General features: G+C 57.2%; 14 protein-coding genes. 9 read left to right on the forward strand and 5 right to left on the reverse strand.

Annotation, left to right across the window (positions count from 1 at the left end):
- Both EL098_RS00615 and ugpQ read left to right on the forward strand, forming a co-directional pair.
- Window positions 1-1,071, forward strand: coding sequence for a sn-glycerol-3-phosphate import ATP-binding protein UgpC (locus tag EL098_RS00615; RefSeq protein WP_126354228.1), 1,071 nt, complete (start codon window positions 1-3; stop codon window positions 1,069-1,071).
- On the forward strand, window positions 1,068-1,808 hold the full coding sequence (gene ugpQ / locus EL098_RS00620) for a glycerophosphodiester phosphodiesterase (RefSeq protein WP_126354229.1): 741 nt from the start codon (window positions 1,068-1,070) through the stop codon (window positions 1,806-1,808). The genes EL098_RS00615 and ugpQ overlap by 4 nt, the downstream gene beginning before the upstream one ends.
- 40 nt (window positions 1,809-1,848) lie before the next feature.
- Here ugpQ and EL098_RS00625 read toward each other — a convergent pair whose 3' ends face one another.
- A complete protein-coding gene (locus tag EL098_RS00625) occupies window positions 1,849-2,178 on the reverse strand; it encodes a DUF2756 family protein (protein WP_126354230.1) in 330 nt (109 codons plus the stop codon).
- Window positions 2,179-2,300: 122 nt separating this feature from the next.
- On the opposite strand from EL098_RS00625, the gene ggt reads away from it, so the two are divergent.
- The gene (gene ggt, locus EL098_RS00630) at window positions 2,301-4,043 is read left to right on the forward strand and encodes a gamma-glutamyltransferase (protein WP_126354231.1); all 1,743 of its coding nucleotides are present in this window, start codon (window positions 2,301-2,303) and stop codon (window positions 4,041-4,043) included.
- Window positions 4,044-4,136: 93 nt separating this feature from the next.
- Here the strand turns inward: ggt and yhhY are convergent, their stop codons facing one another.
- On the reverse strand, window positions 4,137-4,634 hold the full coding sequence (gene yhhY / locus EL098_RS00635) for an N-acetyltransferase (RefSeq protein WP_126354232.1): 498 nt from the start codon (window positions 4,632-4,634) through the stop codon (window positions 4,137-4,139).
- A 358-nt stretch (window positions 4,635-4,992) separates the two neighbouring features.
- Here yhhY and EL098_RS00640 point away from each other — a divergent pair, with 358 nt between their 5' ends.
- The 5 genes from EL098_RS00640 (at window position 4,993) to gntU (ending at window position 9,959) form a co-directional block, all read left to right on the forward strand.
- Window positions 4,993-6,030, forward strand: a complete 1,038-nt coding sequence (locus tag EL098_RS00640) for an oxidoreductase (RefSeq protein ID WP_126354233.1) — start codon at window positions 4,993-4,995, stop codon at window positions 6,028-6,030.
- Between the two features lie 123 nt (window positions 6,031-6,153).
- The gene (locus EL098_RS00645; protein WP_126354234.1) at window positions 6,154-6,849 is read left to right on the forward strand and encodes a pirin family protein; all 696 of its coding nucleotides are present in this window, start codon (window positions 6,154-6,156) and stop codon (window positions 6,847-6,849) included.
- Window positions 6,850-6,943: 94 nt separating this feature from the next.
- Entirely contained in the window at window positions 6,944-7,939 is a 996-nt protein-coding gene (gene gntR / locus EL098_RS00650) for a gluconate operon transcriptional repressor GntR (RefSeq protein WP_126354235.1), read from the forward strand.
- 149 nt (window positions 7,940-8,088) lie between these two features.
- Window positions 8,089-8,622 (forward strand): gluconokinase, encoded by a 534-nt coding sequence (gene gntK, locus EL098_RS00655; RefSeq protein WP_126354236.1) that lies wholly within the window; start codon window positions 8,089-8,091, stop codon window positions 8,620-8,622.
- The gene (gntU, locus tag EL098_RS00660; RefSeq protein ID WP_126354237.1) at window positions 8,619-9,959 is read left to right on the forward strand and encodes a gluconate transporter; all 1,341 of its coding nucleotides are present in this window, start codon (window positions 8,619-8,621) and stop codon (window positions 9,957-9,959) included. The genes gntK and gntU overlap by 4 nt, the downstream gene beginning before the upstream one ends.
- 95 nt (window positions 9,960-10,054) lie before the next feature.
- On the opposite strand, the gene EL098_RS00665 is transcribed toward gntU, so the two are convergent.
- Window positions 10,055-10,648, reverse strand: coding sequence for a YhgN family NAAT transporter (locus EL098_RS00665; RefSeq protein ID WP_126354238.1), 594 nt, complete (start codon window positions 10,646-10,648; stop codon window positions 10,055-10,057).
- A gap of 174 nt (window positions 10,649-10,822) precedes the next feature.
- Between EL098_RS00665 and asd the strand changes: the two genes are divergently transcribed.
- Window positions 10,823-11,929, forward strand: a complete 1,107-nt coding sequence (asd, locus tag EL098_RS00670; protein ID WP_126354239.1) for an aspartate-semialdehyde dehydrogenase — start codon at window positions 10,823-10,825, stop codon at window positions 11,927-11,929.
- Window positions 11,930-12,158: 229 nt separating this feature from the next.
- On the opposite strand, the gene EL098_RS00675 is transcribed toward asd, so the two are convergent.
- Together EL098_RS00675 and EL098_RS00680 are read right to left on the reverse strand one after the other, a co-directional pair.
- A complete protein-coding gene (locus EL098_RS00675) occupies window positions 12,159-13,028 on the reverse strand; it encodes a substrate-binding domain-containing protein (RefSeq protein WP_126354240.1) in 870 nt (289 codons plus the stop codon).
- A gap of 11 nt (window positions 13,029-13,039) precedes the next feature.
- Window positions 13,040-15,001 (reverse strand): TonB-dependent receptor plug domain-containing protein, encoded by a 1,962-nt coding sequence (locus EL098_RS00680; RefSeq protein WP_164716753.1) that lies wholly within the window; start codon window positions 14,999-15,001, stop codon window positions 13,040-13,042.
- Window positions 15,002-15,015 lie beyond the last annotated feature (14 nt).

Here is a 15,015-nt window from a genome sequence, read left to right on the forward strand (position 1 = left end):
ATGGCTGGTTTAAAATTACAGGCAGTAACCAAGAGCTGGGACGGTAAAACCCAGGTGATTCAGCCGCTGACCGTGGACGTGGCGGACGGCGAGTTCATCGTGATGGTCGGGCCTTCCGGCTGCGGTAAATCTACGTTGCTGCGCATGGTGGCCGGGCTGGAGCAGGTAACCAGCGGGGATATCTGGATTGACAGCCAGCGCGTCACCGACATGGAACCCAAAGAGCGCGGCATCGCGATGGTGTTCCAGAACTACGCGCTCTATCCGCACATGACGGTGGAAGAGAACATGGCCTGGGGGCTGAAAATTCGCGGCCTGGGCAAAGAGCAGATTCGCCAGAAGGTGCTGGAAGCCGCCCGTATTCTGGAGCTGGATGCGCTGCTGACCCGTCGCCCACGCGAGCTTTCCGGCGGCCAGCGTCAGCGCGTCGCCATGGGGCGAGCCATCGTGCGCGATCCGGCGGTGTTCCTGTTTGATGAACCGCTGTCCAACCTTGATGCCAAGCTGCGCGTGCAGATGCGCCTTGAGCTCCAGCAGCTTCACCGTCGCCTGAAGACCACCAGTTTGTACGTGACGCACGACCAGGTTGAGGCGATGACCCTCGCCCAGCGCGTTATGGTGATGAACAAAGGCGTGGCAGAGCAGATTGGCACGCCAGTTGAGGTTTACGAGCGTCCTGCCAGCCGCTTTGTGGCGAGCTTTATCGGCTCCCCGGCGATGAACCTGCTGGATGGAAACATCAGCATCGATGGTTCACGCTTTGAGCTGGAAGGCGGCGAGGCGCTACCCATTGGCAGCCAGCGCCTGCAGTGGGTTGGGCGTCCGATGACGATGGGTATTCGCCCGGAACATATTGCGATAAGCTCTCAGGAAGCAGGTGGCATACCGATTGTGGTGGAAACCCTTGAAATGCTGGGGGCTGATAACCTGGTGCACGGCCGCTGGGGTGGCCAAAAGGTGGTGATTCGCCTTGGGCATCAGGAGCGTCCGCAGCCGGGGACGACGCTTTGGGTTCATCTGCCGGAAGAACATCTGCACTTCTTTGACGGTAAAAACGGACAACGTTTATGAGCAACTGGCCTTATCCAAAAATCGTCGCCCACCGTGGCGGCGGTAAACTGGCGCCGGAAAACACCCTCGCGGCAATAGACGTCGGGGCGCGTTACGGCCACACGATGATTGAGTTTGACGCCAAACTCTCGCGCGACGGGCAAATCTTCCTGCTGCACGACGATACGCTCGAGCGTACCAGCAACGGCTGGGGAATTGCCGGAGAGCTAACCTGGGACAATCTGCTGAAAGTGGACGCCGGAAGCTGGTTCAGCCGTGAATATGCTGGCGAGCCGTTGCCGCTGCTTTCTCAGGTGGCCGAGCGCTGTAAACAGCACGGTATGATGGCGAACATTGAGATAAAACCGACCACCGGGCTGGAAGCAGAAACCGGCAAAGTGGTTGCCCTGGCCGCCCGTGAACTTTGGGCCGGGCAAACGGCGCCGCTGCTTTCTTCTTTTGAGATTGAAGCCCTGGAGGCCGCGCAGCTTGCTGCACCGGAGCTGCCTCGTGGCCTGCTGCTGGACGAGTGGCGTGATGACTGGCAGGCACTGACGACGCGCCTGCAGTGCGTGTCTATTCACCTCAACCACCAGCTGTTGGATGAGGATCGGGTGAAGGCGCTGAAAGCGGCCGGACTCTACATCCTGGTTTATACCGTGAACGTGCCCCACCGCGCGGCAGTGCTGCTGCAGTGGGGCGTCGACGCTATCTGTACCGACCGCATCGACGAGATAGGCCCGAACTTTTCCGCATAACGCCCCACGGCGTGTCTGGCGGCGGCAGCGCTGAACTATTTTATTTCAGCATGCCGCCGTTATTTCCTTTTAGCATCCCGCCACTGGCGTTCGGCAGCGGCTGCTGGTTTATACCCGGCTGCGACTGCAAAACGCGCTGCTGATTATTATTGAGCTGCGTCTGAAGCCGCTGCTGCTGCTGCTGACTCTGCGTTTGAATCTGCTGTTTTAATATTCCCTGCTGCTGGGATTGCTGAGTTTGCATTTGCGTCAGCATTCGCTGCTGGCTCGGGTTTTGATAGCCCGGCAAATTGGGGTTGTTGGTGGTGTTTAGCGGCTGCGCAAGCGCCGTTAACGGCAGAAACGCTGCCAGAAGCCATACCTTTTTCATCGTTACCTCCTCCCTTTAGCGGTTCTCCTGAGTTTACTCCGTTTCATTCATCACGGTGATTATTTCCGATTTGTGAACCAGGATTAAGCGGGGACTTTCCCCGGGTAAATGAGGATATAACGATGATAAAGCAGTGGAAAACTTTGCGCTGGGTTGCGATCCCGGCGTTGACAATTGGACTGTGTTTGTCGGTGGTAGCGGCGCCTCCACCGGTCTCTTATGGCGTGGAAATGGACGTTTACCATCCGGTACGCGCTGAACACGGCATGGTGGCCTCGGTGGATGCAGCGGCGACTCAGGTCGGCGTCGATATTTTAAAGCAGGGCGGTAACGCGGTGGATGCCGCGGTCGCCGTAGGGTATGCCCTCGCGGTCACGCACCCGCAGGCGGGCAATATCGGCGGCGGTGGTTTTATGATGCTGCGCACCAAAGACGGCAAAACGACCGCCATCGACTTCAGGGAAATGGCGCCGGAAAAAGCCAGCCGGGATATGTTTTTGGACGATAAAGGCAACGCCGACAGCAAAAAGTCGCTGACCTCGCACCTTGCCTCCGGCACGCCGGGCACGGTTGCCGGGTTTAGCCTGGCGCTGGAAAAATACGGCACGATGCCGCTTAACAAAGTCGTGCAGCCCGCCATTAAGCTGGCGCGTGACGGCATCATTGTGAACGATGCGCTGGCAGACGATCTTAAACAGTACGGTGCGGAAGTGATTCCGAACCATGCCAACAGCAAGGCTATCTTCTGGAAAGCGGACGGAGAGCCGCTGCAGAAAGGCGACAAGCTGGTACAGGCCAACCTCGCGAAAAGCCTGGAAATGATTGCCGAGCAGGGGCCCGACGCCTTCTATAAAGGGGCGATTGCCGACCAGATTACCGAAGAGATGGCAAAAAACGGCGGGCTGATAAGCAAGGCGGATTTAGCCAACTACAAGGCGATTGAGCGCAAGCCCGTCAGCGGTGAGTATCGCGGCTACGAAGTCTATTCCATGCCGCCGCCGTCCTCCGGCGGGATCCACATCGTGCAGATCCTTAATATCCTGGAAAACTTCGACCTGGCGAAATATGGCTTTGGTAGCGCGGACACGCTGCAGATCATGGCCGAGGCGGAAAAATATGCCTACGCGGATCGCTCGGAATACCTTGGCGACCCGGATTTCGTGAAGGTGCCGTGGCAGGCGCTGACCAGCAAGGCCTATGCAAAATCGCTGGCCGAGAAAATTGATATCAACAAGGCTCGCCCGTCGAGTGAAATCAAGCCGGGTGACCTTGCCCCGTATGAAAGTAACCAAACCACGCATTTCTCGGTTGTGGATAAAGACGGTAATGCGGTGGCGGTAACCTATACGCTGAATACGACCTTCGGTACCGGCATTGTGGCCGGTAACACCGGTATTCTAATGAATAACCAAATGGATGACTTCTCCGCCAAGCCGGGCGTACCGAATGTTTACGGGCTGGTAGGGGGAGAGGCCAACGCCGTGGGGCCGCACAAACGTCCGTTATCTTCTATGTCGCCAACCATCGTGGTGAAGGACGGAAAAACCTGGCTGGTGACCGGCAGCCCTGGCGGGAGCCGTATCATTACAACCGTGCTGCAAATGGTGGTGAACAGCATTGATTTTGGGATGAACGTGGCCGAAGCGACCAACGCACCGCGCTTCCATCATCAGTGGCTGCCGGATGAACTGCGGGTGGAGAAGGGCTTTAGCCCGGATACGCTGAGGTTGCTGAAAGAGAAGGGGCAGAACGTCGAGGTGAAGGCCGCGATGGGCAGCACGCAGAGCATTATGATTGCGCCGGACGGCAAGCTGTATGGTGCGTCCGATCCGCGTTCGGTGGATGATTTAACCGCGGGGTATTGATTGCCCCTCACGAAGAGGGCGGTAATAAACACTATTAGCTGTCGCTTGTTTCCCCCTCTCCCTTTTAGGGAGAGGGCGGGGTGAGGGTAAAAATCACTCCGGTTTAAAACGCGCCATAAAATAGGCGTCCACATACTCGCCGTCGCGCAGCGCAAATCGCTTCCCGGTCCCTTCCACCTCAAAGCCAAACTTGCGATACACCGCCAGCGCCGGGGCGTTATCGGTATACACCGTCAGCTCTATGCGCTCGACGCGCAGCCAGTTATCGCACAGGCCAACCATTTCCTTAAGCAAAGCCGAAGCGACGCCTTTTCCTTGATGATCGAAATGCACGCCCATGCCAAAAGTGGCCACGTGGCTGCGGCGTGGAGATTGCTCCACCGTGAGCGTTAGCTGCCCGACAATCTCATCGTCGATGCAGGCTACCAGACTGCGGCTTCCTGGCCTGGGGGCGGTAATTCGGTCATGCCAGGCTTTTAGAGGAGGATGAGGTAGCTGTAGCGTGTCGCGGTAAAGCGCCGGATGGGCATACATTTTCTGTAAGGCTTCCGCATCGCCAGGTTCGGCGTGACGCACAACAACTGATTTCATCCTTTTCTCCTCAATGAGTTATGGAAAACCTTTTAAACATCATTGACTTTGAGGGGCAAGTCAACGCTATTTTTTTAAAAAAAGCACTTTACAAGTGCGAATGATAATGATTATTATTGCCATGCGTTCAGGGGAGACCCCAACGGAGACATCCTGAAAGCACGACATTGCTCACATTGCTTCCAGTATTACTTTAGCCAGCCGGGTGCTGGCTTTTTTTTTGCCCTTTTTATTTGAAGCCCTAGCGGCGTTGGCTACGCCCGACCTTTAAAATTAAAGATGGTTTGAAGTCTGCGGCTATAACGTGGCACGGCTTTGCAGTAAGGTACAGGCAGCTTAAATCAAAAAGGATAACGATATGACTCTGCACTGTGCCTTCATCGGCTTTGGAAAAAGTACGACCCGCTACCACCTTCCGTTTGTTCTGGTACGCAAAGATAAGCTCAACGTTGCCCATATCTTCCGCCGCAGCGAAAAGCCGGAGCTGGAGCAGCAACCGCAGTACGCCGGGATCCACTTTACCAGCCAGCTTGATGACATCCTCAGCGACCCGAAGGTTAAGCTGGTGGTGATTTGCACCCACGTCGACAGCCATTTCGACTATGCGAAAAAGGCGCTGGAAGCGGGTAAAAACGTGCTGGTGGAAAAACCGTTTACTCCAACGCTTGCCGAAGCACGCGAGCTGTTTGCGCTGGCTAAGGAGAAGGGGCTGGTGGTCACGCCTTACCAGAACCGCCGCTTTGACGCCTGCTTCCTGACGATGAAAAAAGCCATCGAGAGCGGTAAACTCGGCAAGATCGTGGAAATTGAAAGCCACTTTGATATGTATCGCCCCGATGCGCCAGCAAACCCTGGTAAACCGGCTGACGGCGCCTTCTACGGCCTTGGCGTGCATACCATGGATCAAATCATCTCTCTGTTTGGCCGCCCGGACCACGTCGCCTATGACATCCGCAGCCTGCGCAACAAAGCCAACCCGGACGATACCTTCGAGGCCCAGCTGTTCTATGGCGATCTCAAAGCTATCGTGAAAACCAGCCACCTGGTGAAAATCGATTACCCGAAATTTATCGTGCACGGCACCAAAGGCTCGTTTGTGAAGTACGGTATCGACCAGCAGGAAACCAGCCTCAAAGCCTACATCATGCCGGGTGAGCCTGGGTTCGGCGCGGACAGCAGCGTGGCCACGCTTGAATACGTAAACGACGCCGGTGAAACGGTGCGCGAGGAGTGGAGACCGGAAGTGGGCGACTATGGCCGCGTCTACGATGCGCTGTACGACACGCTGATCGACGGCAAGCCTAATTACGTCAGAGAAATTGAAGCTCTCACTAACCTGGAAATTCTGGAACGCGGCTTTGAACAGCCCTCGCCTGCGACAATAAGCCTCTCCTGACAGCATTCTGGCTCCTCTGACTCGTTCATTTTTTTTGAACAGAGGAGTCAATTTTCACCCTCTATGATTCTTTGCCAAAGGGGTCCACACTTATCCCATCAAACGAATTGCGGAGGACATAACATGATCTACTTAAGAAAAGCACAGGACCGCGGCCATGCGAACCACGGTTGGCTGGACAGCTGGCACACTTTCTCTTTTGCCGACTATTATGACACCCACTTTATGGGCTTCTCGGCGCTGCGGGTTATTAACGAAGACGTTATCGATGCGGGCCAGGGCTTCGGTACCCATCCTCATAAAGACATGGAAATTCTGACCTATGTGCTGGAAGGGGCCGTGGAGCACCAGGACAGCATGGGCAACAAAGAACGAGTGCCTGCGGGTGAGTTCCAGATTATGAGCGCCGGGACCGGGATCCGCCACTCCGAGTACAATGCCAGCCAGACCGAGCCGCTGCGCCTGTACCAGATTTGGATTATTCCAGAAAAAACCGGGATCACGCCGCGTTACGATCAGCGCCGTTTTGATGCGCCTCAGGGCCGCCAGCTGGTGCTTTCTCCGGATGCACGCGACGGTTCGCTGAAGGTTTATCAGGATATGGAGCTTTCCCGCTGGGCGCTGGCAAAAGATGAGCAGTCGGTGTATCAAATCCCGGCCGACCGCCGCGTCTGGATCCAGGTCGTAAAAGGCGACGTGTCGATCAACGGCACGCAGGTAAAAACCAGCGATGCTGTCGCGGTGTGGGATGAGCAGGCGATATCTATTCACGCTAATGAAGCGAGTGAAATCCTGCTGTTCGATCTGCCGCCGGTATAAACGTTACCCGTCACACCCGTCCCTGAAAAAGGGGCGGGTTTTCTTTTGTCCGTGCTAAACTCGGCTGTCGAAACTTCATAAGCCAAGCAGGACGATGAAAAAGAAAAGACCGGTACTACAGGATGTTGCGGATCGCGTTGGGGTGACCAAAATGACGGTCAGCCGTTTCTTACGTAATCCCGACCAGGTGTCTGCCGCGCTGCAGGTTAAAATTGCCGCCGCGTTAGATGAACTGGGCTATATCCCGAACCGTGCGCCGGACATTCTTTCTAATTCGACCAGCCGTGCCATCGGCGTTCTGCTGCCTTCGCTGACCAACCAGGTGTTCGCCGAGGTCCTTCGCGGCATTGAGAACGTCATCGATGCTCATGGCTATCAGACCATGCTGGCCCACTACGGCTATAAGCCAGAGCTGGAGCAGGAGCGTCTGGAGTCCATGCTTTCCTGGAACATCGACGGGCTGATTTTGACCGAGCGAAACCACACGGCCCGCACGTTGAAGATGATTGAGGTCGCCGGTATTCCGGTGGTTGAGCTGATGGACAGCGTATCCCCTTGCCTGGATATCGCCGTAGGGTTCGATAACTTCGAAGCGGCCCGCCAAATGACGGCCAGCATCATCGCGCGCGGCCATAAGCACGTTGCCTATCTTGGCGCCCGTCTCGATGAGCGTACCCTTATCAAACAAAAGGGCTACGAGCAGGCGATGCTTGACGCCGGGCTGACGCCCTACAGCGTGATGATTGAAAACTCCTCCTCTTATTCCACCGGCATTGAGCTGCTGCGCCAGGCAAAACGTGAATATCCGCAGCTCGACAGCATCTTCTGCACCAACGATGACTTAGCGATTGGTGCGGCGTTTGAGTGCCAGCGTCAGGGGCTACGTATCCCGGAAGATATGGCGATTGCCGGGTTCCACGGCCACGATATCGGGCAGGTTATGGAGCCCCGTCTGGCTAGCGTGCTCACCCCGCGAGAGCGCATGGGGCGTATCGGGGCAGAGCGTCTGCTGGCGCGTATTCGCGGCGAAATCATTACCCCGAAGATGCTCGATTTAGGCTTTACGCTGTCGCCTGGTGGCTCGATCTAGGCCGAAAATTTTATTTGATACAGCTCACAGTTATACGCTTTGCAAACTAATGGTTATTGCTTATTGTCCATCCAGACCGGAAAATGTTATCGGTAACTGTTACCCGTAACAAGATCAGGCGTATTGCTTGTTTCAGAGTCGGAGCCATCATGAGCACTACTAATCACGACCACCATATTTATGTCCTGATGGGCGTCTCCGGCAGCGGTAAATCCGCCGTTGCCAGCGAAGTTGCCCATCGGCTGAACGCCGCGTTTCTTGACGGCGATTTCCTGCATCCCCGCAGCAATATCCTGAAAATGGCCTCTGGCGAGCCGCTGAACGACGACGACCGCACCCCGTGGCTTAAGGCGTTAAATGACGCCGCGTTTGCGATGCAGCGTACCAACAAAGTTTCGCTGATCGTCTGTTCGGCGCTGAAAAAACACTATCGCGATCTGCTCCGTGACGGTAACCCGAACCTCTCCTTTATCTATATGAAAGGCGATTTCGGGGTGATCGAAAGCCGTCTGAAGGCCCGCAAAGGCCACTTCTTTAAAACTCAGATGCTGGTGACCCAGTTCGAAACCCTGGAAGAGCCCCAGGCGGATGAGAAAGACGTACTGGTTGTGGATATCGATCAGCCGCTGGACGGCGTTGTCGCCAGCACCCTCGCATTAATCAACAAAGGCAGCGCAGAGTGAGTACATTAACGCTTGTTTTAACGGCAGTCGGCTCCGTGCTGTTACTGCTGTTTTTAGTGATGAAGGCACGTATGCACGCCTTCGTGGCCTTGATGGTGGTTTCTATTGGCGCCGGTTTGTTCTCCGGCATGCCGCTCGACAAAATCGCCGATACCATGCAGAAGGGCATGGGCGGTACGCTGGGCTTCCTGGCTATTGTGGTCGCGCTTGGCGCCATGTTCGGCAAAATCTTGCATGAAACCGGCGCGGTGGATCAGATAGCCGTCAAGATGCTGAAATCGTTCGGCCACAGCCGTGCGCACTATGCGATCGGCCTGGCGGGTTTGATTTGTGCGCTACCTCTGTTCTTTGAGGTGGCCATTGTCCTGCTGATCAGCGTGGCGTTCTCGATGGCGCGCCATACCGGCACCAATCTGGTGAAGCTGGTGATCCCGCTGTTTGCGGGCGTAGCCGCCGCTGCCGCGTTCCTGTTGCCGGGGCCAGCGCCGATGCTGCTGGCATCGCAAATGCACGCCGACTTTGGCTGGATGATCCTGATTGGCCTGTGCGCCGCGATCCCGGGCATGATCATTGCCGGGCCGCTGTTCGGGAACTTCATCAGCAAATTTGTTGAGCTGAAAATCCCCGACGATATCTCTGAGCCGCACCTGGGCGAAGGCAAGCTGCCCTCCTTTGGTTTTAGCCTGTCGTTGATTCTGCTGCCGCTGGTGCTGGTTGGTCTGAAAACGATTGCCGCTCGCTTTACTGCGCCGGGCTCCTCGCTGTACGAATGGCTCGAGTTCATCGGCCACCCGTTCACCGCGATTCTGGTGGCCTGTCTGGTGGCGATTTATGGCCTGGCTTACCGCCAGGGAATGGATAAAGAGAAAGTGATGGCGGTGTGCGGCCAGGCGCTGCAGCCAGCGGGCATTATCCTGCTGGTTATCGGTGCCGGTGGCGTGTTCAAACAGGTGCTGGTTGACTCCGGCGTGGGCCCGGCTCTGGGTGAAGCGCTGACCGGTATGGGCCTGCCTATCGCCATTACCTGCTTCGTGCTGGCGGCGGCGGTACGTATTATTCAGGGCTCCGCTACCGTAGCCTGCCTGACAGCCGTTGGCCTGGTGATGCCGGTGATCGAACAGCTGCATTATAACGGCGCGCAGATGGCGGCGCTGTCTGTCTGTATCGCGGGCGGCTCTATCGTCGTGAGCCACGTGAACGACGCGGGCTTCTGGCTGTTCGGTAAGTTTACCGGCGCATCCGAAGCGCAGACGCTGAAGACCTGGACGATGATGGAAACCATCCTCGGCACTACCGGGGCGATTGTCGGGATGATTGCCTTCAGCCTGCTGAGCTAAAACATTCTGACCAGAAAAAAGGCAGCTCTCATCGGAGGCTGCCTTTTTTGTTGCTTCTGATCAGGCCCTCTCCCTTTTAGGCAGAGGGCCTTGTTTTATCCCCGCATCCAGGCACGGATCCCGTCGAGGAACATCTGGGTGGAAATCATAATCAGCACCAGCCCCATCAGACGCTCGAGGGCGTTAACCCCTTTTTCACCCAGCAGGCGCAGGAACAGGGATGACTGCAGAAGAATCGCGACGGTACCGCCCCAGGCCAGCATCAGCGCGGCCACCAGATGCCCCATCTGGTTGGGGTACTGGTGCGACAGCAGCATCAGCGTAGCCAGCAGAGAGGGACCCGCGACCAGCGGAATTGCCAGCGGCACGATAAACGGCTCTTCACCGGCGGGCAGGCCAGACGAACTGCCTTCCTGGCCCGGGAAAATCATCTTGATGGCGATCAGGAACAGAATAATGCCGCCGGAGATTGAAACGGTTTCCGCTCGCAAATTCAGGAAACCAAGAATTTTCTCCCCAGCGAACAGGAAGATAAGCATCAGGAGCAGGGCAATCAGCAGTTCGCGGATCATGATGGCCCGGCGACGCTTTGGCTCCGTATGTTTTAGTACCGACATAAAGATCGGCAGGTTGCCGAGCGGGTCCATAATCAGGATCAGGAGTACCGCTGCGGATATGATTTCAGTCATCTGTTTTCCCCAAAATCTGGCAAGGTGTTTCTATTAATAAGCTTTGTTTCTGACACGGCGGATATCATTGATTAATTTCACTTGCGACTTTGGCTGCATTTTGTAAGGTGGAGTGATGTTCTGGCTCACTGCCAGCGCTTACACACGCAATCATCTCTGCAGGATTAAGTCGCTATGAAAAATGTTGGTTTTATTGGCTGGCGCGGTATGGTCGGCTCTGTACTCATGCAACGCATGGTGGAAGAGCGCGATTTTGACGCCATTCATCCGGTTTTCTTCTCCACTTCCCAGCTTGGGCAGGCAGCCCCTACATTTGCCGGCACGACCGGCGGTACACTGCAGGACGCCTTTGATCTGGAAGCGCTGAAGGCGCTGGATATCATAGTGACCTGCCAGGGCGGCGATTATACCAACGAAATCTATCCAAAGCTCCGTGAAAGCGGCTGGCAGGGGTACTGGATTGACGCGGCTTCTTCTCTGCGCATGAAAGATGACGCGATTATCATCCTTGACCCGGTCAACCAGCACGTGATTCAGGAAGGCCTGAACAAAGGCGTTAAAACCTTCGTTGGCGGTAACTGTACCGTGAGCCTGATGCTGATGTCCCTCGGCGGCCTGTTCGCTAATGACCTCGTTGACTGGGTGTCCGTTGCCACTTACCAGGCCGCTTCCGGCGGCGGCGCGCGCCATATGCGTGAACTGCTGAACCAGATGGGGCAGCTTTACGGTGAGGTTTCCACCGAGTTGGCGAACCCGGCTTCGGCAATCCTGGATATCGAACGTAAGGTCACCGAGCTTGGCCGCAGCGGAAAACTGCCGGTGGATAACTTTGGCGTGCCGCTGGCCGGCAGCCTGATCCCGTGGATCGACAAGCAGCTCGACAACGGCCAGAGCCGTGAAGAGTGGAAAGGTCAGGCAGAGACCAACAAAATCCTGGCCACCTCTTCGGCGATCCCGGTGGACGGTCTGTGCGTGCGCGTGGGCGCGCTGCGCTGCCACAGCCAGGCGTTTACCATCAAGCTGAAGAAAGATGTTTCCATCCCAACCGTAGAAGAACTGCTGGCCGCACACAATCCGTGGGCGAAAGTGGTGCCAAACGACCGCGAGATCACCATGCGCGAGCTGACGCCAGCCGCGGTGACCGGCACGCTCTCTACGCCGGTAGGCCGACTGCGTAAGCTGAACATGGGGCCTGAGTATCTCTCCGCGTTCACCGTCGGCGATCAGCTGCTGTGGGGCGCCGCCGAACCGTTGCGCAGAATGCTGCGGTCGCTGGCATAGTTATACGTAGTTACCGGAGGGGCCTTGTGGCCCCTCAGTTTGATGACAAACACCCGAAAAACGTGGTTTTCGGATGTTTGGGGTAAACCAGAGAACACAATTCATTGTTTTTATTAGACCGAAGTTCGGGCCTTTTAAGGTAAATGAACTGTGTCAGCAGTCTCAGGGGCCTTGTGGCCCCTCTTTTTTTGCCTGCCATTTGCTGCTTGTGAGGTAACGCTTAGTCGCACTAGGCGGGCTGGCGGCTTTTACACTGCGGCCAGACCGGGTAGAACAAAGGCTTGCCGTCCTTCACGCTGCCGTCGTAGCTCAGCAAAAAGCGTTGGGTAGTTGGGCTTAGCAGAAAATCTGCCAGCGCCCGTGCCCCGGCGCTGTTCACCCCGGGATGACGAAGCGGGTTGGTTTCCATCACGATATAAGGGCGGCGCATCGTCGGGTCACCGTCAACGAGGATCTCGACGCGCGGATCTGGCGTCCACTTGCCAAGCAGCACCGGCATCCGCCCGGTGATGATATAGGCGTGGCGGTCAGCAATCTGGCTCAGGATGCCGTGCCCGCCGGGTAAACTGTCTTTCAAAACCCAGTCACCTTCCGGACGCACCCCGGCACGGGCCCACAGGCTGTGCGCCATCTCTCGCGGCCCGATGCCCTGAAAATCTATCCACGGACTTTTGCTGGCGGCGATTTTCGCCAGCGCCAGCGCGCCGTCTTTCATCCCACGAATACCCGCCGGATCTTCCCTCGGCCCCCAGATAACCAGATCGTTACGCGTCCACGGTCGCATATGGATCCCGTGGCCGTTGGCAACCAAATCGGTCGTAATATCGCCGGAGTGCATGGTCAGCAGGTCAACTTTGCCTTCCTCCATCGCCTTTGCAAGCTTTGGCCGCTGGCCTTTTGCCACCACCTCAATACGGTACTCCGGATGCTGCTGCTCGAAGCGGGCGCTGAGCGTCTGCCAGAGGTTCGAGTACATCATCCCGCCGATCACCGCTACCCGGATGTGCGCAGGCGAGGGTTGGTGTGCACGGGTAATAGAGGGCGTGAGCAGGGTGGTCAGCAGCAGCGCGCCGCAGAGGGGTTGTCGAAGATTCAACATGGTCGGTTCCTTTAAAAATTCATTTTTAACTGCAGCAGGTACTCGCGGCCTGGGCGCGGAAGGTTCAGCGCCTGGGCATAGTTTTCGTCAAACAGGTTATTGACCGCGATCTGCCAGGTGAGCGGCGCCCACGGCGACGGCCCGGAGAGGCTGAGGCCCACCAGGGTATAGTTGTCGAGCTTCACCGGCGTTTCGCTCTGGCCCTGGTACTGCACCGAGTCCCAAAAGCTCTCCGCCCTGATTGAGGCCGAGAGATCAAGCGGCAGGCGGGTGTTCAGCGCCAGCCACGCGCTGTGGGTGGGACGGCCCTGCAGCGCTGAGCGGCTGGTGTCATCGCCTTTGTTCTCAGCCTTCAGCCACGAGTAGCCCAGGGCCAGATCGGTGCTCTCAGAGATAAAATAGTGAACCCCCGGCTCGATGTTCCAGAATCGGTAGCGATCGAAATTAGTGAAACGATCGGTCAGCGCTGATTTTTCTATAGAGTGATAAACATCGCTGACCGAGGCGCTAAGCTTGAGCTGAACGCGGCTCAGTAAAACTTGCTCGACGCCGACTTCGAAGTAGTGCGAGGTTTCTGGTACCAGCGTGCGGTTGCCGTACTCGATGTCGTACAGCTGGCTGAGATCCGGGAAGCGGATCCGCCGCGCGGCGGTGGTGAAAAGACGAGTGTCCTGCCAGGGGTACCAGTAGCCCCCTGCCTGTGCGGCGTAGTCTGTACCTCCGGCGCGATCGTTATGATACAGCGCACCGCTGAGCGTCACTCCAAGCCTGTCATTGGGCTGGAACTGATATTCCGCTACCCACTCCTGCTGGCCGATGCGGTGGCGGTTTTGTTGCGCTGTACAGTCGTCGCCGCTGCAGCGCCAGCGGTCTTCCGCGAGGGTGACGCCGTTGGTGAGCGTATGTTCACGGCTCAGCTGGCTTATCCACTGCAGGTTGCTGCCATAGCTCTCCGTGCGGGTGCGCTGCAGGCGTTCGACAGATTTCGCAAGATACGGATTGTCTCGGGTTTCGTGGCTATACCAGGCGTAGCCGCGCAGGGTGTTGCTGCCTGCCAGCTGGTGGGAGAACGTGGTTTGTACATCGTAGTGTTCCAGCGGATCGACCCGCATAGTGTTCCACGCCGGGCCGCTACCGCCTCCTCCGGCTTTCGCGTTACCTTTCCCGCCACCGCCACCGCCACCGCCACCGCCACCGCCCGTGCCGTTGCCGCCCAGCTTATCGGGAACGCCCCAGCTATCGTGGCGATAGTTGAGGTTGAGCCCCAGGCGAGTAGCTTCGCTGGCCTGCCAGTTGAGAGAGGTGGCGAGGGTGTGATTGCGGTTATCGCTGTTGCTGCGCCGTCCGTCGCCCTGCTGCCCGATGGGGGTGAAATCTGCCGCCATGGGAAAGCCCTCTTTGCTGTCCCAGGCGTAGCTTGCGGCATAATCCAGCGCCCCGGCGGCCCCGTGGGTGCTGGCGTTTGCGGTGTAATGCCCGCCGTTGCCCGCGCCGACGGCGAGCGTGCTCTGCGGTTCGCTATCGCCCTGGCGGGTGATGACGTTAATCACGCCGCCGAAGCCGCCGGACCCGTACAGCAGTGAGCCGGAACCGCCTTTGATGATATCGATGCGTTCAATCATCCCTGCCGGGATGAGCTGCGGATCAAACTGGCTATTCCACGCGCTGTTTTGCGGTACGCCGTTGACCAGAAAGGTGATGTCCCGCGACTTATAGCCACGAATATCAAGCTGTGGTACGCCCTGGCCGCCGTAGCGAAGTTGAATGCCCGGCACATGCTGCAGGGCATCGGCCACCGTCAGGCTACCCTGTTGCTCCATCGTTTCACGGCTCACCGAGACCAGGGAGGACGTTTGCTGCTGTACGTTGCGGCTGTCGCCCGTCACCACGATAACGTCTTCGACATCCGAAAGTGCGGCGAGAGAGAGCGGCGTAAAGAGGCAAAGTGCCAGGGGTGATAAAACAGTACGCATTGGGAAAACCTTTA

Source organism: Cedecea lapagei, from assembly GCF_900635955.1.
In the GTDB taxonomy this organism is placed as follows: Bacteria; Pseudomonadota; Gammaproteobacteria; order Enterobacterales; family Enterobacteriaceae; genus Cedecea; species Cedecea lapagei.